The sequence below is a fragment of the Microbulbifer variabilis genome, assembly GCF_056232115.1.
In genome coordinates, this window is the sequence record NZ_CP174325.1 from 2,961,091 (window position 1) to 2,980,753 (window position 19,663).

Sequence of the window (19,663 nt, forward strand, 5' to 3'; positions counted from 1 at the left end):
TCGATTTTATTAACAGATAGAAATACCAGCTAATCCCTGTCGATATTTCTCGGACTCGAATTATCTTTTGTCAAAAGAATACTAGGAAGCTTGGGGGGCGGCTAAATTTTTGTGCCGATTGGACTCCAGGAACTCTTTGATTGGCAAGCGATAGTTTCTGCTAACCTTTACTTTCGCGCCACTGGTCAAGGTGAGAAAATATTCTCCTTTGGTAAGAACCTTAATGTGCTCAATAAAGTTAAGGTTTACCAGCGTGGAGCGGTGAATACGTTTGAAGTTCTTAGGACACAATTTTTTCTGTAAGTCTTTAATAGTGCTACGCATAACATGTGTCTCTCCTTTTACATGTACGCACATATAATCCCCGGCGGCATCAATCCACTCAATATCCTGCTGGCTCACCATAGTGATACTACCGCGGTCTTTGATGGCCAACCGGTTGGAAGCGTTTTGAGGCAGAGTAGCCCCTCTGTGGGCGTTACCCTGGTTTACAGTATCGTCAATGGAGCGCATCAGCCGGTTTTTCTCTGTCTGATGGCTATGTTTAGTAGAGGTATTCACCAGTTGTAGACGTTGCCGAGCCCGTTCCAGGGCTGTGCGGAGACGCTTACCATCTAGCGGCTTGAGTATATAATCTACTGCGTGGACTTCGAAGGCTTTGAGAGCGTATTGATCAAAAGCAGTGGCGAATATAATCTGGGGCATAATGTCTCCCTGCAGGTTATAAACTACATCGAAGCCATTCATTCCCGGCATTTGCACATCCAGCACCAGCAAGTCGGGAGTGTGATCGTATACTGCTTGCAGCGCTTCTCTGCCATTTCGGCAGCAGGCAACAATTTTTATATCGGAAAACTCCTCAAGCATGCTTTTTAACAGCCGGAGGGCCAGGGGTTCATCATCCACTAGCACGACGGTGTAATTATTCATAGGGCTTCTCCCTGTGTCTGGTTTATGGGGGAGGTGGAAATTTCCAGCGGGATATCAATATGCACCATCATCCCGCAACCGGTCTTTTGGAACTGCTTTATTTGGAAGTCTTGTGGATAGAGGCTGGAGAGTCTCTCGCGCACGTTCTTTAATCCAACGCCGGTAGAGGTTGTGTGGCCGTTCTGCTGCTCTGGAGAATCATTCGAGCAGCCTGAATCATTGACTTTCAGTACTAGGCGGTTACCCGACCGGTGGGCGCGAATTGCTATAGTTCCACCTTTTTCATTGGGGGCAATAGCGTATTTAACTGAGTTTTCGACCAAAGGCTGCAGTAGCATACTGGGAACCCGGGCTTTGCGGACTTCTTCATCAATAGCGATATCTACACTGAGCCGATCGACAAACCGGGTCTTCTCAATTTCCAGGTAGAGTAGAACGGCTTCAATTTCCCTTTCTAATTCTACTTTTTGCATTGGCCCCTCTTTTAGGGATAGGCGCAGGAAGTCGCTTAGCCGGATTACCATCTCCCGGGCTTCGTCGGCTTGCTGAAAGCGAATTAAGGCATTAATGGAGTTCAGGGTGTTAAAAAGGAAGTGAGGGTTCAATTGATAACGTAGCATCGTCAGTTGGGCTTCGTTGGCAATAGCTTCCGCCCGGAGTCTACGCAGCTGCTCGCGTTCGTTGACTGCAGCTACATCAAGCATTTTCCTGTGCTCATCCTGCAGGAGCATATAGTATTTCACTCCACAGTACAGGGCGCTCCAGAATAAAAACACAAAGAGTGAGGCGTAATACCAACCCCCGAATTCGGACCAGATAGAATGCTCACCGCTCAGGCGGATATAAGCCTCCATTCGTACCAGTGTCCATATGCCTGAAATTACCGCTACAGCGAGCAGGTAGATGACGGTTCGTACCGCGAGCTCCGAGTCCCAAGCTATATCAAAAATGGGCCTGAGGAATAGCGACAATACAAAAGCAACTGCGCATTGGAACACGGTGTTTGCTGGTTCAAATTTCGGCCATTCAGAAGGGGAGTGCCATAGTGTGAGTGAGAGAAATGTAACCAGCAGGATGCCGGCCCAGCTGACCAACTGTAACTTCCAAAACCAGCGAGTCGACTGAACATCAGCGTTAAGTTCTATAGTTTGACGGGGGGAGTACTGCATGATGTCCCGTTTATTTAGTATTGTGAAAATGACGGGATAGGCGCTGATAATTGCGCTTATTATTATCCAATAGATACTACCTTGGCTTGGCGGGCCCCGCCATAGCTGGTGAGCGCCAGCTTTCCGGCTTACCTTTTAATTGGTCCTACTTGTCGCTTTTTGGGGTGATTAGTCAAGTAACTTTCGGCAATCTGGGTCCATAAGGCAAATATACGTGTTGAATGATATTTTTACTGGTTAATACCCTAAGCCCGTTAACCATTTTTAATGGTGATGCGACATTTTAGATTGGAATCAAGGACAAAAGAAGAAAGTCGATGACTGGAATAGGCCATTCTGCTGCATTAATTTTCCTTGTTTATCCTTAAGCGACTAAAAAGGGTTTAGGATAAACAGTTTCATTGCCGGTATATAAAGAAGAGATTTGGGGATTGGTTTCTAATGAGCCAGATGTTGCCCGGGTCGAGGCTTCCCTCGAACGATATGGCTGTAAATGGTATTGGTGCTTCGGAACAATCTGCCGTGGCTCCAGGCCCTTTCAATTTGGCCGCCTTGACTTCACTGTTTTTACTTTGGGGCTTTATCACTGGCCTGAATGATGTACTGGTGCCCCACTTCAAAAATGTTTTTGAGCTGAGTTATACCCGCGCAGTACTGGTTCAATTTTATTTTTTTGCTGCCTATTTCCTGGTATCCGTTCCAGCAGGCCTGCTATTACGGCGGGTAGGTTACCAGTTAGGATTAGTACTGGGCTTGTTAGTAGCTTGCGCGGGTTGCCTGATATTTATTCCTGCTGCGCGCCTCCAGATCTATGAAGTTTTCCTGCTGGGATTATTTGTGCTGGCTTCAGGCATTACAGTACTTCAGGTGTCGGCAAATCCCTATGTTATTGCCCTCGGACACAGTAGCACGGCACCCAGTCGATTAAACCTTACCCAGGCATTCAACTCTTTGGGTACCACGTTGGCACCTATAGTTGGCGGAGCTGTTTTTTTTACCGCTTTTTCCATCACTTCTGATCCGGATACAGCGGTTACTCTGACTGACTTCCGTGCGCGGGAGGCAGCCCTGGTAGAGAAGCCATATTTTTGGCTGGCAGTTATCTTGTTGCTGCTTGTGGCTTTCTTTTCCTGGATACGCCTGCCCGTTATTCCAGGGCATCAATTAGCTCCCGGGGCTGAGGCTAATAAAAGTGATGTTTTCTCTATATGGCGCTTTCCGAGATTGACGTTGGGTGCGGTGGCGATTTTTGCCTATGTTGGAGCTGAGGTGGCTATAGGCAGTTTTCTGGTCAGTTTTTTTGGCGAGCCCTCAGTTGCGGAAATGCGCCCCTTAGAGGCTGCACACTTTGTCTCCTATTACTGGGGAGGTGCCATGTTAGGTCGTTTTGCCGGCGCTTTGTTATTGCGATATATACCCGCGAACAAAATGCTTGCAGTCTGTGGGTTAGGGTCGGTTGTTCTGATTGTAGCGGCAATGCTTTTCTCCGGGCTGGTGGCAGTTTGGGCGATTGTTGCTGTAGGTCTGTGTAACTCCATTATGTTTCCAACCATTTTCAGCCTCGCTCTTCGTGGTTTAGGTAGGCATACCAGCCAGGGCAGTGGTGTGTTGTGTATGGCCATTGTCGGAGGAGCGATGATTCCGCTTATGCAGGGTGTCCTGGCTGATAATGCTGGTATTCAACTTTCATTTTTAGTGCCGATGTTGTGCTATTGCTACATCGTTTACTACGGTGCTTTTTCTCCAACTTTACGCGGCGCGGCAGTGGAATAGGGTATGTCTATATTTCCACTTTGTCCGTATTTTGAACCAGTCCATCGGATTTCTATTGGCGCTTCAGGTCAAGTATTGCACTTTGGTTGAATTCATCCTTTTCAGGCGGTTTCTGGTTAGAGTGGGTTGTTAAAAGTTGTCAGATATTTACCTGTTTGTATTTTGGACATTCTGTAATTATCCAGAGCCGATAAATTTATAAAAGTAATAAAGTTAGCCTGTTTCCAATTTTCTAAAATTGAGCTTGAAGCCCGCAATACCAGTGGGTAGCTGGAAAATAGTAGCTGGTTAACAAGATAGGAAAAACTTGGGAGTTATCTGTGAAATTTAGTAAAAATTTTTCACTGGGTATTGTGCTCTGTGCGTCAGTATTTGCTGGTTGCCAACAGCAGAATAATGAGAGCCAGGCAAGAAAAGGTGAATCCCTGGTAAGTGATGGCGGTGGCAATCTCGAGAACTGGCCTGTACTTGCACCAGCGTTCATACGTGATGAAAAACTGGAAGCGCGTATTAATGAAATAATGTCTCGCATGTCTCTGGAGGAAAAGGTAGGCCAGTTAATTCAGGCGGAAATTCGTCATGTAACCCCAGAAGATGTGAAGAAGTATCACTTGGGCTCGGTACTCAATGGTGGCGGTGCCTTCCCGAACAATGACAAGTTTGCTACTCCCCAGGATTGGCTGGCACTCTCGGATGCTTTCTTTGAGGCGTCTATGGACACCTCCGATGGCGGAGTCGCTATTCCTCTGATTTGGGGTTCCGATGCGGTTCACGGTCACAATAATGTAATTGGCGCTACCCTGTTTCCTCACAATATTGGCTTAGGTGCTGCCCGGGATCCAGATTTGATCGAGCGTATCGGTCGTGCGACAGCTCGCGAAGTCGCTGTTACTGGAATTGACTGGACCTTTGCACCAACAGTTGCAGTTGTTCGCGATGATCGCTGGGGACGAACTTACGAAAGCTACTCTGAAGATCCTGTGCTAGTTGCCGATTATGCGAAAGCTATGATTAATGGGCTACAAGGAATAAAAAGCAGCGTGGGTTTTTTGCGCGGTGAGAACCTGGTAGCCACTGCCAAGCACTTTGTCGGTGATGGTGGTACTACCCGAGGAATAGACCGGGGTGATAATGCGGTACCCGAGCGTGAACTGGCTGAGGTGCACGCCGCTGGTTACCTGACGGCGCTCCCCGCGGGTGTGCAGACTGTGATGGCTTCTTTTAATAGTTGGAATGGTGAGAAGTTGCATGGCCACAAGTATCTGCTGACAGATGTCCTGAAAGGGCGTTTGGGCTTTGATGGCTTTGTTGTAGGCGACTGGAATGGCCACAGCTTTGTGCCAGGTTGTACCTTGGAGAGCTGTGCCGCAGCAATTAATGCCGGTCTGGATATGTTTATGGTTCCGGCAGACTGGAAAGCGCTCTACAAGAATACGCTTACTCAAGCCAAGAGCGGTGAAATTCAGCCTGAGCGTCTAGAAGATGCGGTGCGTCGTATCTTGCGAGTGAAGCTTCGCGCAGGCCTATTTGAGCGTAACATGCCGTTGGCTGGTAAAGGTGGCATTTTAGGAAATAATGAGCATCGCGCGATTGCCCGGGAGGCGGTGCGCAAATCTCTGGTGTTGTTAAAAAACAATGAACAGCTACTGCCGTTGGCTGCCAACCAGAATGTGCTCGTGGTGGGAGACGGGGCGGACAACCTTTCCAAGCAAAGTGGTGGTTGGACTATCTCCTGGCAGGGAACTGGAAATACCCGAGCTGATTTTCCCGGTGCAACCTCGATTTATGAAGGGATTGCTTTGGCAGTAAAAACGGCTGGTGGTGAAGCTATCCTGAGTGTGGATGGATCTTTCGGGGCTGATACCTTTGCAAATGGCAAGCCACCTGGAGTAGCGATCGTCGTTTATGGTGAGGATCCCTATGCAGAGTGGCACGGAGATATCACCAATATTGAATACCAGCGCGGCGGTAAAAAAGATTTGGCACTACTGAAAAAACTTCGTGAGCAAGAAGTGTCGATAGTCAGTGTTTTCTTGTCTGGACGTCCACTATGGGTGAATAAGGAGCTAAATGCGTCAGATGCCTTTGTAGCGGCGTGGTTGCCGGGCTCAGAGGGCGCGGGTGTAGCAGATGTATTGTTCAGGGGAGAAAATGGTGAGGTGCGCTATGACTTTACTGGCAAACTACCTTTTAGCTGGCCTGTGTATATTAACCAAGCCGTTCTCAATCCTTACCAGGAACACTATGAGCCACTTTTCTCGTTGGGTTATGGTTTAACAGCTAAAGAGGAGTCTCTGGTGAGTAATGAATTGCCTGAAGTCAGTGAAAATTTTGCTGGGGGAGTCCTTGAAGATGCCTGGTTAATGGTTTCCCGTCCCAGGGCTCCCTGGGTATTGAATATCGTTGAAAGGGATTCCAAGACAGTTCCAGTCACGGGTAATTACGCAGCTAGTGACGATGATGAAAATGTCGTTGTTACCTCAATTGACATGTCCTCTCAGGAGGATGCCCGTCTGATCAAGTGGAAAGGTTTACGTCCTGGAGCCGTAGAGTTGTCTGCAGAATATATGCAGAACCTGAATATTTACCTGGAGGAAAAATCTGCTCTTAGCCTAAATATCCGGGTTGACCGGGAGGTGAAAAAGCCGGTATTTGCCGGGATGACTTGTGGTGAGGGCTGTATTGCCAAGGTACCTTTACATTCTGCCTTGAAAACCATGCCTCTGAAAGACTGGACTCGTATCTCTGTGGACCTGCAGTGTTTTGCTAATGCGGGCGCTGACTTTGGAAAAATTTTCAGTGTTTTCCGCTTGGAAAGTGAAGGCGCTATGGAAATTGCGGTGGCCAATGTGAAATTGATTCCAGAAGCGGCAAAAACTGCAACTGTTCAGTGTAAAAGTTAATAGCGAGATATTTGAGGGGGTCAAGTAGGTTCAATAAAATGGACTGGTTCAGGCCAAATCTGAACTACTACAAATAAAAGCTTGATTCCCTTTAGAGATTTTGAAAGCCCGCATTCAACTCTGAGGTGCATCACCCTCTAGGCCGCTGTAGCACTCGCATTGTCTTCCATAATCTGTCGAGGAGTTTTATAACCTCAGTGGTTCAACCATGGAAGATGCACTTTACGAAATTGAATCAACAATTAAATTTGTCAAAGTAACCTTGCGGAGCCGATCCCCAGAGTAAACAACCATCCTTGACAATTTTTCCTGCTAGCCCATTAACCTCCTAAATGCCGTCAAGGCTTTCAGGAAAGCTTTTTCATGTTCTCCAGCTACAAGGAGTATCAGTAAGTCCCTGAGTCAGGGGCGCGTCAGCGCCCCAGGAACATCGGGTTACCACCCTGTGAGAGTGATCAATTGCAGGTTGCAGGACCAATTTCCTCCCAAACTGTGGAAGCACCAGGTTCGTCACCCTGGGTCCACCACTTGGCACGGTAACGGGCATCGCCGTGATTTACTTCGTCCCCACCGTTGTAACTGGTCGTTGCATTCCATGGCATTTCGACTTCACTGACCAGTATCCAGTCAGCTGCAGTTATCCCCGGCTCCATCTGGGTCCAGTACTTGGCCTGCCAAACGAGATTCTGATGGCTTACCTGGTCACCGCCCAGGTAAGTGCCCCCCATTTGCCAGGCAGGGTAATTATCTGCGTTGGGGTCGGACTGGTTGCAGCTATCCCCTGTATCGGTCACATTCACCTGCACTGCGGCAGAGACACTGGTGAAGCCATCGCTGACGGTCACTGTCGCGGTGAAAGCAGTATTCGCTTGAACCTGGGGTGCAGTGAAGGTAGCACTGGCACTATCGCCATTGGCTACAGTAAGACCCGGTGCATTCCAGTTGTAAGTAAGCGTATCGCCATTGGGGTCACTAGCATTGGCAGTAACACTGACACTCCCTCCTTCAGCAACAGAGACACTGCCTGGGACGGAAACGACGGGGGGCGCATTATCTCCCTCTGGTAGCAGAGTCACTAAGACATTATCGGTATTCGATAACTCACCATCGCTCACAGTGAGTTCAAATTCCAACTGCGTCTCCATAGTAACCTGCGGAGCGGTAAACTCTGGAGACGCACTATCCGTACCCTGTAGGGGTACTGTGGGGGTACCGATCTGAGTCCAGGAGTAGGTCAAAACATCACCATCTGGATCACTGGAAGCACTACCATTCAAAGTCACTGAAGTACCGCTCACCACAGACTGATCAACTCCCGCATTGGCTGACGGTGCTCGATTGGCCATGCCATCATCGTGGCCTAAGCTCTCATGCATGGCATTGAGTATGTCACCGTTGTCTGCATCAATTTCCCAAGCAAACAAACCTGCGAGACCATTGCTTCGTGCGTAAGTACCTTTTTGCATGACGGAGGTGACATTGTCATAGGTAATCAGGTCACCGGTATCAGCCTTGAAGATATAGGCGCCCTGAGCAGTACTGTCGTAGTGCTCCTGCCACTCACCGCTGGCAATCTTCCCGGCAATATCACGGTAGTCCACAATGCCGGCTTCCCAGGTGCCTGGAGTCGCTCCGGTCGCTGTTCCTGTCAGGTGATCAGCACCCGTCCAACCGGTAACCCCGGTCCAACCGCGACCATACATTGCAGTACCCAACACCAGCTTTGACGGTGGTACACCTGCGCCAATCAATGTCTGGATACCGGAATGAGCATTGTAGTCATCTGTCGGATTCCAGCTCGGAGCATAAATCGCCGTCTGATGCCCAAGAGTCTCGTTACTCCAGGCTCCGTAGAAGTCATAGGCCATCAAAAACAGATAATCCATGTACTGTTCGACATTCGAGTAATCGACATCTTCGATCTTGTCAGCCCCAGCACCAATAGCAGAAGTGAGCTCGTACTCACGGCCGGTTTCCTGCTCGAGCTGGTCCAGCATTGCGCGCAGTTCTTTCATCAGTAAGCGGTAAGTCTCACCATCGGTATTGGGATCGCCAAGATTAGGGTTCGCGCCCTGGCCACCAGGGTACTCCCAATCAATGTCCACACCGTCAAAGAATTTCCAGGTACGCAGAAACTCCTCTACTGAATCCACAAAGCGGGTACGAAGTTCAGGATCATCAAAGAAGTAGAATGGATCGGATAGGGTCCATCCACCGATCGACGGTAGTACCTTGATATCTGGATAGGCCTGCTTCAACGCCATCAACTGGCCGAAGTTACCCTTGTAGGGATCGGACCAGCTGTGCCCTGCTTGTGATTTCTGCAGTGCCGCAAATGGGTCGTGAATAGCAACTTTGAAATCTTCCCGCCCAGAGCAAGAGCGCTGTAGTGCCTGGAAGCTGCCTTCAATGTCCTTGAGGCTGTCGTTGATGCCGTCGCCGCCGCAAATAGGAATAAAGCCGTACAAGATATGGGTGAGGTTATAGGCTGGGATTTTGTCAACCGGGAACTTTCGACCGTACACACCCCACTCTACAAAGTAAGCACCCACAACAGATCCGCTGGTATTAGTGTAAGGTTGGTTATTCTCTCCATCATTGAGCACGATTGGGTCCAAGTGGCTCCCGTCAGTATCAGCTACGACGATGTCAGTTACTTCTGAACTGCTGCAACCGGAGAAGTTACATAGGGCGACCTGCAGTTCGTATCGGCCTCCTTCAGTGATCTGTAATGTGGCAGTTCCGCTCTGGTTGCCGGCGCCATTTACTGGCTGCTCGAATACAACTTGTCCATCGAGCAGATACTGTGCAGTGTCGGCATCGTCGCCTGAAAATTTGGACCAGGACACAGGTATTTCAGCCTGGTCTTTGATGGTCACCAGCTGCTCGTAGGCGGTAGCTGTGTCGTCAACTTCAATAATGGCAAAGCGGGTTTCCATATTGTTAATGGCGGGTACACCGGGGACTGCGAGTGCGGTCGAACTGACTAAAGCAAATATCAATGGAGTTTGCGACCAGGTCAGGAATTTAGGCGTTTGCATAGGGTTTACCTTGAGCAAGTTATTTTTATTGTTGGCCATCGGCAGTTAGGTGATGCGATTGCCAAAATGACACCGCTGTCAAAATATCATCGCTTATGGGGAGTCGCAATGCAGAAAGGGATGAATTGCCACGGGGTAAAGAGAATTCGAATGAAAGTGCCGCCATTGGAGGTGATATGAGACCCGTATCACGAAAAAAACGGAACTTTACGAGAATATGACTGAGGCAAGACATTGCGCCTTTTCCCAGGGGGGGAGGTTTGATCAACCCGGATCAAGGGGAGAAAACGAGGAGTACTGGTGGGCGACTTTTCTGCATCGAGCAGGAGCTTTACCGGTGGTGATCGTTACGGTTCACCGACCAGCTTGCCAGCCGGTAAGGGAGGTGCAGGAATAACAAAGTTAAGGAACCTCTGATTAACGAAGCATTTTTCTAGAATTAAGCTGAATCAATTATAAAACTCACTTTTTTACGCGCAAACGCTTAATTTTCGCGTACTAGCTCCCTGATTTTTCACCAGAAGTCCTCAATAGGCGAATCACGGGCGCCCCCCCTAGGCAGCCAAGTATTTTTTCCCTATTAGTAAGTAAGTGAAGCCTGCGAACAAGCACAGCCGCTCAGTATTTTTTACCAGTCCTCGATAGCGGACCTTGTCATAACCCAATACCCGCTTGATGTAGCGAAAGGGGTGCTCGACCTTCGCTCTTATCTGCGCCTTGATCTTTTCCGCAAGGCGCGACTGTGGAACTAAAGTGTCCATTTCTTCAAGGAATTTTTCCCTACGGGTCTTGCGGCGCTTATTCAGAGGTTCCTTAAATCAATATCTAATATGGCATAACAACGTCAGTTCGAACTGTTTACGAATATCTTAAGCTCTGTGGAGGGGGTACGCTAAAGAAATCTGCCTAACAGGCCTGTGAGCAAAACACAATTCCTGCATGAATTAATTTAATATGTAGTGTAAATCCTCATAAAAAATAAAAGCATGATTATGTTGGAGGTTGGTAATCTTCTGTTTGTATATGTTAATCGTTCCTACTCAAATCATTACTTTCCAAGCAGAAGATTATACCTGATTTTGTGATCGGACACCGGGTAACAGCGGGGGTGCCTATAAAAACGATCACGTAGATATAGAAATTACTAAAGATCGTGGCGACGGCTTCAATGTTGGCTGGATTGATCAGGGAGAGTGGCTTGCCTACAAAAATTTACAAATACCCAGCACAGGAAACTACAAAGTTCATATGCGTGTTTCCAGTCCCTCAGGTGCCACAGTATCTGTTGATTTAAACGGTGTGCAATGTATTGGATCGAGCCGTCACCCCCAATACCGGCCGTTGGCTGGCAGAAATGGCTGACTATCGAATTCACCGCCAAAATAGAGGCGGGTAATTATAATTTACGCGTTTATGCAGAGTTTGGAGGTTGGAGTTTCAATTGGATCGAAATAATTGCCGTAGACTTTAAGAGTCTTGTGTCGGCCGACGAGCTCAATAGTACCGATAGCAGCAGCTGGAGTTTCTAAACCAATTATGGTGGTTGCGAGATACAGTATTACACTAACGGGCAGAATGTGACGATTCAATATGATCGCGCTGTGGGTTGTAAGGTGCTGGCAATCGAAGCCGGATAAGAGGAGCACAACAATTAGAATTGCTGATAGGGGCCGTGACCTTCAACTCCTTTTCCAGTGGAATGGTGGGGGTGGCGACGACGGAATATCGTCGGCTTAATGAAGGTGAAGTCAGTAAAGGAATTTGCTTCTGTTGAGGTGGGTTAGTGGTTTAACGGTTATGGTGGGTCCTCACTTTCTGCCCGGGTAGGTATACTGTTGCGGATTTTACTTCCAGGCTTTCCTGTCAGTGACAATTTCAACTTACCAAAAACGGCTACCAGAGCTTATCCAAGCTTCGCTGCAGTGCTATCCCGCACAGGGGCGTCTTTGGGTGGGGTTCTCTGGTGGCCTCGACTCCACTGTGCTTCTTCACGTATTGCATAAATGTGAGATTCCGGTGCTGGCTGTGCATGTACACCATGGTCTTAGTGAAAGCGCGGACAGCTGGCAGGCCCATTGTCAGGCATTTTCCAATGGGCTAAATATCCCTTTTACAGCGCTTCGCGTGGCAGTAGATAAGAAGGGTGGTGGGCTTGAGCAGGGCGCACGCCTGGCCCGTTATCGTGCCTTTGGCGATGTCATGTCCCCAGGTGATCAAATTTTGCTCGGTCATCATGGGGATGATCAGGCGGAGACCTTCTTGCTTCGCTTACTGCGAGGTGCCGGTGTGCTCGGGCTTGCTGGTATGGCCAAATGGCGCCCATTGGGGAGTGGCGCATCCCTGCTTAGACCTCTGCTTAAGGTTGGTCGGGCTGAACTGGAGGATTGGGCCCGGGAGCATAACCTCAGTTGGATTGATGATGAAAGCAACAGTGATGAAGGCCTGGATCGCAATTTCTTACGTCATCGCATCATGGCTCCGCTTGGTGAGCGCTGGTCGGTTAGGCAGAGGGTTGCTCAGGCTGTGGATAACCTCAGGGAATCCGTCGAGCTGTTACAGGAGTTGGCACTTGCTGACCTGAATACATGTGACCTAAAGCGAGAGCGTTTAGGCGAAAGCCTGTCCCTGAAAGTATTTTCCGCCTTGAGTATGGCGAGACGTAAGAACCTGTTGCGATACTGGGTTCAACGCCAGGGGGGGATGCCACCAGAATCTGTCTCGCTGCAAGAGGCTCTGGCGCAAGTGAGTGGTGCAGCACAGGACGCCCAGTTGGTTGTGCATTTGGGGGGGCAGGTAGTGAGGCGATATCAAGACCGGCTTTACCTGACCCCGAAGCTGGCTCCTCTATCTTCCTGTAAGAATACTCTTTTGGCTTGGGATGGTATTTCCAGCCTTGCGCTGCCAGGAGGGGCGGTATTGGAGCCGGTGACAGGGTGGCCGCAGGCAGATTACCTGGTGCGCTATCGCAGCGGTGGAGAACGCGCACTGCCAATAGATCGTACCCATTCCCAAACTCTCAAAAAGATTCTGCAAGAGCGGGGCTTGGAACCCTGGCTGCGCGACAGGGTGCCACTGGTATACAGGGGAGAGGAGTTGGTGGCTGTTGCCGGGCTCTTTTCCTGTAGAGTAAATAGCGATATCCCCGATCGGCCTCCAAGCTGGCGGTTTTTCGATTGAGTGGGAAGGGGTTTTCTGCTACTCTGGCGCCCCGTCTCAAAGGCACCGGGAGAAGCTGGATTATCCGCCCGGGCCAGCCCTGTAAGCTCGACATTCATCGAGCGCTCAACTGACCAAGGTTTTGCATGACGCGCTATATTTTTGTAACTGGTGGCGTGGTTTCCTCGTTGGGGAAAGGTATCGCCTCCGCCTCTCTGGCCGCCATTCTCGAGGCCCGCGGCCTCAAGGTTACCATCCTAAAACTGGACCCTTACATCAACGTAGACCCGGGTACCATGAGCCCCTTCCAGCACGGTGAGGTGTATGTCACCGAGGATGGTGCCGAGACTGACCTGGACCTGGGTCACTATGAACGCTTTATCCGTACCCGGATGTCCAAGCGTAACAACTTCACCACCGGCCGTGTGTACGAGACCGTACTGCGTAAAGAGCGCCGTGGTGACTACCTGGGTGGTACCGTACAGGTGATCCCCCACATTACCGACGAGATCAAACGCCGCGTCGTGGAAGGTGGCCGCGATGTCGACGTCGCTATTGTTGAAATCGGTGGCACCGTAGGTGATATCGAATCCCAACCGTTCCTGGAGTCCGTGCGTCAGCTGCGTGTGGAAATGGGCACCAACCGCGCCCTGTTGATCCACCTGAGCTATGTGCCTTTTCTTGCCACTGCTGGTGAAACCAAGACCAAGCCGACCCAGCACTCTGTTAAAGAGTTGCGTTCTATCGGCTTGCAGCCGGATATTCTGCTGTGCCGTTCCGAGCGCGAGATCGATGAGGACTCCCGCCGCAAGATTGCACTGTTCACCAATGTTGAAGAGCGCGCTGTTGTACCGCTGCCCGATGCCAAGACCATCTATGGCGTACCGCGTCTTCTGCACAGTTACGGCCTCGACGATATCGTTGTGGAAAAGCTGCAGCTGGAATGCCAGGCTCCAGACCTGTCCGAGTGGGACCAAGTGGTCGATGGCAAGCTGAACCCACAGCACGAAGTGAAAATTGCCATGGTTGGCAAATACATGGAGTTGCTGGATGCCTATAAGTCCCTGATCGAGTCCCTGACCCATGCGGGTATCAAGCATCGCTGCAAAGTGGATATCGACTTTATCAACGCTGAAGACGTTGAGGGCGAGAACGGTATTGACCTGATCAAGGATGCCGATGCAATCCTGGTTCCCGGTGGATTTGGTGAGCGCGGTTTAGAGGGCAAGCTTGAATCTGTTCGCTACGCCCGTGAAAACAATATTCCTTACCTGGGCATCTGCCTCGGTTTACAATCTGTGGTTATCGAGTTCGCGCGCAATGTGCTCGGCCTCGAAGGTGCCAACAGTACTGAATTCAATACTAAAACCCCGCACCCTGTTATCGGCCTGATCACAGAGTGGATCGATAGCGAAGGCAATATCGAGAAGCGCGATGAGCAGTCCGATCTGGGCGGCACCATGCGCCTGGGCGGCCAGGAATGTCGCCTGGCTAAAGACACCAAGGCCCGCGATATCTACGGTGCAGACGTCATCGTAGAGCGCCACCGCCACCGCTACGAAGTGAACAACAACTACGTTGATCGCCTGCAGCAAGCCGGTTTGAAAATTGGCGGCTGGTCTGCAGACGATACCCTGGTAGAAATGGTTGAATTGCCGAACCATCCCTGGTTCGTTGCTTGCCAGTTCCACCCGGAATTTACTTCAACCCCGCGCGACGGCCATCCGCTGTTCGAAAGCTTTGTTGCCGCGGCAATGAAGCAGCGTGAAAACCAGGGTTAATCAGTAATTCCATCCCCGGCGCCTGTGGCTGGGGGTGAGATGACAGGGAGCTGACAGTGAAAACCATTGAAGTCGGAAATATTCAGGTCGCCAACGATAAGCCTTTTGTGCTGTTTGGCGGTATGAATGTACTGGAATCCCGCGACCTGGCGATGCAGGTGGCTGAGCACTATGTAAAAGTCACTGAAAAACTGGGTGTTCCCTATGTTTTTAAAGCGTCTTTTGACAAGGCCAATCGCTCTTCCATCAACTCTTATCGCGGACCGGGAATGGAAGAAGGCCTGAAGATTTTTCAGGAAATCAAAGATACCTTTAAGGTCCCCTTGATTACCGATGTCCACGAAGTACATCAGGCTGCTCCGGTTGCCGAAGTCGTGGATATTATCCAGCTGCCGGCCTTCCTGGCCCGTCAGACTGATCTGGTCGCCGCTATGGCAGCGACTGGTGCAGTGATCAACGTCAAAAAGCCCCAGTTTATGAGCCCTCCGCAAGTTAAAAATGTGGTGGAGAAATTTGCTGAGTGCGGCAACGAAAATATTCTTTTGTGTGAGCGCGGTGCCTGCTTTGGCTACGACAACCTGGTTGTCGATATGCTGGGCTTTAGCACCATGATCAATGCCTCCGGCGGTGCGCCGCTGATTTTTGATGTTACCCACTCACTGCAAATGCGCGATCCTTCCGGCGCAGCCTCCGGTGGTCGCCGTGCACAGGTCACTGAGCTGGGCCGCGCAGGTTTGGCTATCGGGATTGCCGGCCTGTTCCTGGAAGCACATCCGAATCCAGACAAAGCATTGTGTGATGGCCCCAGTGCATTGCCATTAGAGAAGCTGGAGCCATTCCTGGCGCAGATGAAAGCGGTAGATGACCTGATCAAAGGTTTTGAGCCGCTGGATACGAAATAAAAAAGAGAGTTTTTTGCGCGCCCTGATCGGGCGCGCGGCACTTTCCCCTCTGCTATTTAGCTTTAGTGCTGTAGCAAAAGTGCATAACGTCTGATTTACGAAAACCTATTTTCAGTAAGTACCAATACGGAGCCCATTGTAAATGAGCAAGATTGTCGCTGTTAAAGCCTTTGAAGTAATGGATTCTCGCGGTAACCCTACCGTTGAAGCCGATGTAATCCTGGAAGACGGTTCCATTGGCTCCGCCTGTGCTCCTTCTGGTGCCTCTACTGGTTCTCGTGAAGCTCTGGAATTACGCGATGGTGATAAGAGCCGTTACCTGGGCAAAGGTGTATTAAAGGCGGTTGAAAATATCAACACCACTATCGCCGATCTGCTCAAAGGTATGGACGCAACTGATCAGCGCACCCTGGATAAAGCGATGATCGATGCCGATGGTACTGAAAACAAAGCCAAGCTGGGTGCCAATGCTATCCTGGCTGTTTCCCTGGCGGCAGCCAAGGCCGCTGCAGCCTCCAAGAAAATTCCACTGTATCAGCATATTGCTGAGGTGAACGGCACCCCCGGTCAATACTCTATGCCGGTGCCGATGATGAATATTCTCAACGGTGGTGAGCACGCTGATAACAATGTGGATATCCAGGAATTTATGGTTCAGCCCGTTAAAGCTGAGTCTTTTGCCGAAGCCCTGCGTCAAGGTGCTGAGATCTTCCACTCCCTGAAAAAAGTACTGTCTAGCAACAGCCTGAATACGGCAGTTGGCGATGAAGGTGGCTTTGCTCCGAATCTGCCTTCCAACGAAGCAGCTTTGAAAGTCATTGCTGAAGCGGTAGAAAAAGCCGGTTACACCCTGGGCGATGACATCACCCTGGCTTTGGACTGCGCTTCTTCCGAGTTCTACAAAGATGGCAAGTACGACCTGTCCGGTGAAGGTAAGCAATTCGATAGCGAAGGTTTTGCCAGCTACCTGGCCGAGCTTTCCGCAAACTACCCAATCCTGTCTATTGAAGACGGTATGGACGAAAGCGATTGGGACGGCTGGAAAGTGCTCACCGACAAAATTGGTGACAAAGTACAGCTGGTAGGCGACGACCTGTTCGTAACCAACACCAAGATCCTGAAAGAAGGTATCGAGAAAGGCGTGGGTAACTCTATCCTGATCAAGTTCAACCAGATCGGCTCCCTATCTGAGACTCTGGACGCGATCAAAATGGCAAAAGATGCCGGCTACACCGCAGTGATATCCCACCGTTCCGGTGAAACCGAAGATACCACCATCGCTGACCTGGCTGTTGCTACTGCTGCTGGCCAAATCAAGACGGGCTCCCTGTGTCGCTCCGACCGCGTAGCCAAGTACAACCGTCTGCTGCGTATTGAAGCTGAGCTGAACGGTGCCGCTCCTTACCGTGGCCGTGCTGAATTTAAATAATCAATATTTGAATCGCACATTGATATTGCAGAGGACTTCCTCTGCAATATCTATAATACGAACAAGCGAAATATCGTAATCTCGTATGAAATGGCTGCTGGCAATTCTCACTATCATTCTGCTTACCACCCAATATCGACTTTGGGTTGGTGAAGGCAGTCTCGCCGAAGTTACCCGTCTTAAACGACAACTCGACCAGCAACAGGAAAAAAATGCTGCTCTCGCTCGGGAAAATCGTCAGCTATTGAGGGAAGTAAGGAGCCTCAAAGTGGGCACCGATGGTGTTGAGGCTAAAGCACGCTATGACCTGGGACTCATAAAAGAGGGGGAAACCCTTTTTATCTTCCTGGATTCGGAAGAGGGTAAAAAGTGATTACAGATTATTGGGTGATTGTACCCGCTGCGGGAATTGGCAAACGCATGGGCGCGGATCGGCCAAAGCAATATCTGCCTTTGCTTGGGCAACCCCTGTTATCCCTAACCTTACGTAATATTTTAAGTTGGCCCGGGCTCGCTGGAATTGTCGTAGCCCTTTCTGGTGATGATCAACTCTTCCAGCACTTGAGGGAGGCGGAGCATCCATTCGTGCACACTGTTACCGGTGGTGCTGAGCGTTCTGATTCTGTTCTTGCTGCATTAGAGTTTCTTTCTGAACGGGAATTGGCTGATACCCCTGTGCTGGTTCACGATGCTGCACGCCCCTGCGTGACCCTGGATGACATTAGCGCACTTCTGGATGAGAGTGTTTCCCCTATGGCTCTCCTGGCAAGACCTGCCAGTGATACGGTAAAGCGCGGTCATGAATCGAGTGGTGTGCCCTGTGTGGAGCAAACTCTTGACCGCACACAGATATGGTTGGCACAGACACCCCAGCGCGCCCCATTGGGAGTGTTGTATTCCTGTCTCAATCGCGCGCTGGAGCAAGGTGAAGCGGTGACGGATGAGGCGAGTGCACTTGAGACTTTTGGCCACTCGCCGCAACTTGTTGAGGGGCAGGGCGATAACATTAAAGTGACCCATCCTTCAGACATCATGGTAGCTGAGGCCATACTCCGCCTGCGTTATGCACCCACTGAGGATAAACGATAGTGAGTTTTCGAATTGGTCAGGGCTTTGATGTACATGCATTCTGCCCTGGCGATCATGTTGTGCTTGGTGGGGTAAAAATTCCCCATACGTTTGGCTTAAAGGCCCATTCAGATGGGGATGTGCTTTTACACGCCCTAGCAGATGCTCTACTTGGAGCTCTGGCCCTTGGAGATATTGGTTACCACTTTCCTGATACGGATAAACGCTATGCGGGTGCTGATAGTCGCACATTGCTGCGGCATGTCCTGTCCTTGGTTAATAGTAAGGGTTATCGTTTGGTGAATGTGGATACCACCCTGATTGCCCAGGCCCCCAAGATGGCACCATATATCCAGTCCATGCGAGAAAATATTGCCGGGGATTGTGATGTGGATGTTGAGAGCATCAGTGTAAAAGCCACAACCACTGAAAAGCTTGGTTTCACTGGGCGTGGAGAGGGAATTGCTGCTCAGGCTGTGGTATTGCTAGAGAATAGCCATGCCTGAGGCCTGGAACCTAAATTGGCCCCGGGCTTTGGGAGGGGCAGAAATCTCCGCAGATTTCCGTACTGAGCCGGAAGACTTTGTTGTCGATGAGTTGGCCTTTCCAGAACCCTGTGATGATGGCGAGCACGTATACCTGCACATCCGGAAGCGAGGTGCCAACACTGCCTGGGTTGCGAAACAATTGGCCAAACTCGCCGGCGTACGTCAACTGGATGTCAGCTATTTTGGTTTGAAAGATCGGCATGCAGTTACCACCCAGTGGTTTAGCGTGTGGCTTGGACAAAAACCTGAGGCCGATTGGTTGCAGATTAATGGTGATGAGGTTTCTTTACTGCAGACATTTCGCGGTGCCCGCAAGCTACGTCGCGGCGAACATGCCGGTAACCGATTCAAAATTCGCCTGTGCAATATTCGGGGAGATCGCCAAGCTGCAGACAAGGTTCTGGAGCAAGTTAGGGAGGGTATACCGAATTATTTTGGTGAACAGCGCTTCGGTGTTTCTGGCGGTAACCTGGATCTGGCGCGCCAATTGGCGGAAGAAGAAGGTCGATGCCGCAAAACTGAGAAAGCCTTTGCCATGTCGGCAGCGCGCAGTTGGTTGTTCAACCAGGTTCTGGCGGAGAGGATTAATTCAAAAAGCTGGTTCGAGTGCCTTGATGGGGAGCCAGAGGCCACTCCCAGTGGTCCCTTGTGGGGGCGCGGACGCAACCCAACTGTAGGTATTGCAGGTGAGCTTGAGGAAAGGGTTCTTGGAGAATGGCAACCCTGGTGCAACTGGCTGGAACATTGTGGCCTAAAGCAGGAGCGTAGACCGCTGGTATTACGTCCGGAGGCTTTTCGCTACCAGTGGTGTGGCGATAACCTGGAACTTGAATTTGCTCTTCCACCAGGCGCGTTCGCAACCGCCTTGCTGAGGGAAGTCGCCAATCTGGTCAATGTGAACTCGGGCACATAAAATTCAGTAATGGAAGCGACGGCTGCGATACAGGGGATGGAATCAAACAG

At 50.2% G+C, this 19,663-nt stretch carries 17 protein-coding genes; 13 read left to right on the plus strand and 4 right to left on the minus strand.

The features are described 5' to 3' along the window. Window positions 1–81 precede the first annotated feature (81 nt). Both ACJJI7_RS13135 and ACJJI7_RS13140 read right to left on the minus strand, forming a co-directional pair. Window positions 82–930: a LytR/AlgR family response regulator transcription factor gene (locus tag ACJJI7_RS13135; protein ID WP_444901963.1), complete on the minus strand. Its 849-nt coding sequence runs from the start codon at window positions 928–930 to the stop codon at window positions 82–84. Next, entirely contained in the window at window positions 927–2,099 is a 1,173-nt protein-coding gene (locus ACJJI7_RS13140; RefSeq protein ID WP_020411723.1) for a sensor histidine kinase, read from the minus strand. Before ACJJI7_RS13140 ends, ACJJI7_RS13135 begins: the two co-directional genes overlap by 4 nt. 441 nt (window positions 2,100–2,540) lie before the next feature. Here ACJJI7_RS13140 and ACJJI7_RS13145 point away from each other — a divergent pair, with 441 nt between their 5' ends. Further along, window positions 2,541–3,872 carry a sugar MFS transporter gene (locus ACJJI7_RS13145; RefSeq protein WP_444901962.1) on the plus strand — a complete coding sequence of 444 codons (1,332 nt, stop codon included), beginning with the start codon at window positions 2,541–2,543 and terminating at the stop codon, window positions 3,870–3,872. A 320-nt stretch (window positions 3,873–4,192) separates the two neighbouring features. Beyond that, on the plus strand, window positions 4,193–6,775 hold the full coding sequence (locus ACJJI7_RS13150) for a glycoside hydrolase family 3 protein (protein WP_444901961.1): 2,583 nt from the start codon (window positions 4,193–4,195) through the stop codon (window positions 6,773–6,775). A 455-nt stretch (window positions 6,776–7,230) separates the two neighbouring features. On the opposite strand, the gene ACJJI7_RS13155 is transcribed toward ACJJI7_RS13150, so the two are convergent. Beyond that, window positions 7,231–9,816, minus strand: a complete 2,586-nt coding sequence (locus ACJJI7_RS13155) for a glycosyl hydrolase family 18 protein (protein ID WP_051089467.1) — start codon at window positions 9,814–9,816, stop codon at window positions 7,231–7,233. 217 nt (window positions 9,817–10,033) lie between these two features. Between ACJJI7_RS13155 and ACJJI7_RS13160 the strand changes: the two genes are divergently transcribed. Beyond that, entirely contained in the window at window positions 10,034–10,213 is a 180-nt protein-coding gene (locus ACJJI7_RS13160; RefSeq protein WP_157533316.1) for a hypothetical protein, read from the plus strand. Between the two features lie 157 nt (window positions 10,214–10,370). Here the strand turns inward: ACJJI7_RS13160 and ACJJI7_RS13165 are convergent, their stop codons facing one another. Next, complete coding sequence (locus ACJJI7_RS13165) at window positions 10,371–10,577, minus strand: transposase (protein ID WP_020411727.1); 207 nt, start codon at window positions 10,575–10,577, stop codon at window positions 10,371–10,373. Between the two features lie 418 nt (window positions 10,578–10,995). On the opposite strand from ACJJI7_RS13165, the gene ACJJI7_RS13170 reads away from it, so the two are divergent. The 10 genes from ACJJI7_RS13170 to truD all read left to right on the plus strand — a co-directional run bounded on the left by ACJJI7_RS13170 (window position 10,996) and on the right by truD (window position 19,613). After that, complete coding sequence (locus ACJJI7_RS13170; protein ID WP_353375457.1) at window positions 10,996–11,178, plus strand: carbohydrate-binding protein; 183 nt, start codon at window positions 10,996–10,998, stop codon at window positions 11,176–11,178. Continuing rightward, complete coding sequence (locus ACJJI7_RS13175; RefSeq protein WP_353374965.1) at window positions 11,121–11,345, plus strand: carbohydrate-binding protein; 225 nt, start codon at window positions 11,121–11,123, stop codon at window positions 11,343–11,345. Before ACJJI7_RS13170 ends, ACJJI7_RS13175 begins: the two co-directional genes overlap by 58 nt. Before the next feature lie 337 nt (window positions 11,346–11,682). Next, a complete protein-coding gene (gene tilS, locus ACJJI7_RS13180; RefSeq protein ID WP_444901960.1) occupies window positions 11,683–12,993 on the plus strand; it encodes a tRNA lysidine(34) synthetase TilS in 1,311 nt (436 codons plus the stop codon). A gap of 125 nt (window positions 12,994–13,118) precedes the next feature. After that, complete coding sequence (pyrG, locus tag ACJJI7_RS13185) at window positions 13,119–14,753, plus strand: CTP synthase (protein WP_282951248.1); 1,635 nt, start codon at window positions 13,119–13,121, stop codon at window positions 14,751–14,753. Between the two features lie 56 nt (window positions 14,754–14,809). Then, the gene (gene kdsA, locus ACJJI7_RS13190) at window positions 14,810–15,655 is read left to right on the plus strand and encodes a 3-deoxy-8-phosphooctulonate synthase (protein WP_444901959.1); all 846 of its coding nucleotides are present in this window, start codon (window positions 14,810–14,812) and stop codon (window positions 15,653–15,655) included. 142 nt (window positions 15,656–15,797) lie between these two features. Beyond that, window positions 15,798–17,084, plus strand: coding sequence for a phosphopyruvate hydratase (gene eno / locus ACJJI7_RS13195; RefSeq protein WP_020411731.1), 1,287 nt, complete (start codon window positions 15,798–15,800; stop codon window positions 17,082–17,084). Window positions 17,085–17,169: 85 nt separating this feature from the next. After that, window positions 17,170–17,457 carry an FtsB family cell division protein gene (locus ACJJI7_RS13200; RefSeq protein WP_444901958.1) on the plus strand — a complete coding sequence of 96 codons (288 nt, stop codon included), beginning with the start codon at window positions 17,170–17,172 and terminating at the stop codon, window positions 17,455–17,457. After that, window positions 17,454–18,173, plus strand: coding sequence for a 2-C-methyl-D-erythritol 4-phosphate cytidylyltransferase (gene ispD, locus ACJJI7_RS13205; RefSeq protein WP_020411733.1), 720 nt, complete (start codon window positions 17,454–17,456; stop codon window positions 18,171–18,173). The genes ACJJI7_RS13200 and ispD overlap by 4 nt, the downstream gene beginning before the upstream one ends. Continuing rightward, window positions 18,173–18,658: a 2-C-methyl-D-erythritol 2,4-cyclodiphosphate synthase gene (gene ispF, locus ACJJI7_RS13210; RefSeq protein WP_282951246.1), complete on the plus strand. Its 486-nt coding sequence runs from the start codon at window positions 18,173–18,175 to the stop codon at window positions 18,656–18,658. Before ispD ends, ispF begins: the two co-directional genes overlap by 1 nt. After that, window positions 18,651–19,613, plus strand: a complete 963-nt coding sequence (gene truD / locus ACJJI7_RS13215; protein ID WP_444901957.1) for a tRNA pseudouridine(13) synthase TruD — start codon at window positions 18,651–18,653, stop codon at window positions 19,611–19,613. Before ispF ends, truD begins: the two co-directional genes overlap by 8 nt. Window positions 19,614–19,663 lie beyond the last annotated feature (50 nt).

Coding starts and splice junctions, on each gene's coding strand:
- ACJJI7_RS13135 (WP_444901963.1), bottom strand. CDS start 930: ATGAATAATTACACCGTCGTGCTAGTGGATGATGAACCCCTGGCCCTC.
- ACJJI7_RS13145 (WP_444901962.1), top strand. CDS start 2,541: ATGAGCCAGATGTTGCCCGGGTCGAGGCTTCCCTCGAACGATATGGCT.
- ACJJI7_RS13175 (WP_353374965.1), top strand. CDS start 11,121: ATGTATTGGATCGAGCCGTCACCCCCAATACCGGCCGTTGGCTGGCAG.
- truD (WP_444901957.1), top strand. CDS start 18,651: ATGCCTGAGGCCTGGAACCTAAATTGGCCCCGGGCTTTGGGAGGGGCA.
- eno (WP_020411731.1), top strand. CDS start 15,798: ATGAGCAAGATTGTCGCTGTTAAAGCCTTTGAAGTAATGGATTCTCGC.
- ACJJI7_RS13200 (WP_444901958.1), top strand. CDS start 17,170: ATGAAATGGCTGCTGGCAATTCTCACTATCATTCTGCTTACCACCCAA.
- pyrG (WP_282951248.1), top strand. CDS start 13,119: ATGACGCGCTATATTTTTGTAACTGGTGGCGTGGTTTCCTCGTTGGGG.
- ACJJI7_RS13155 (WP_051089467.1), bottom strand. CDS start 9,816: ATGCAAACGCCTAAATTCCTGACCTGGTCGCAAACTCCATTGATATTT.
- ACJJI7_RS13140 (WP_020411723.1), bottom strand. CDS start 2,099: ATGCAGTACTCCCCCCGTCAAACTATAGAACTTAACGCTGATGTTCAG.
- ACJJI7_RS13165 (WP_020411727.1), bottom strand. CDS start 10,577: ATGGACACTTTAGTTCCACAGTCGCGCCTTGCGGAAAAGATCAAGGCG.
- ACJJI7_RS13160 (WP_157533316.1), top strand. CDS start 10,034: ATGACTGAGGCAAGACATTGCGCCTTTTCCCAGGGGGGGAGGTTTGAT.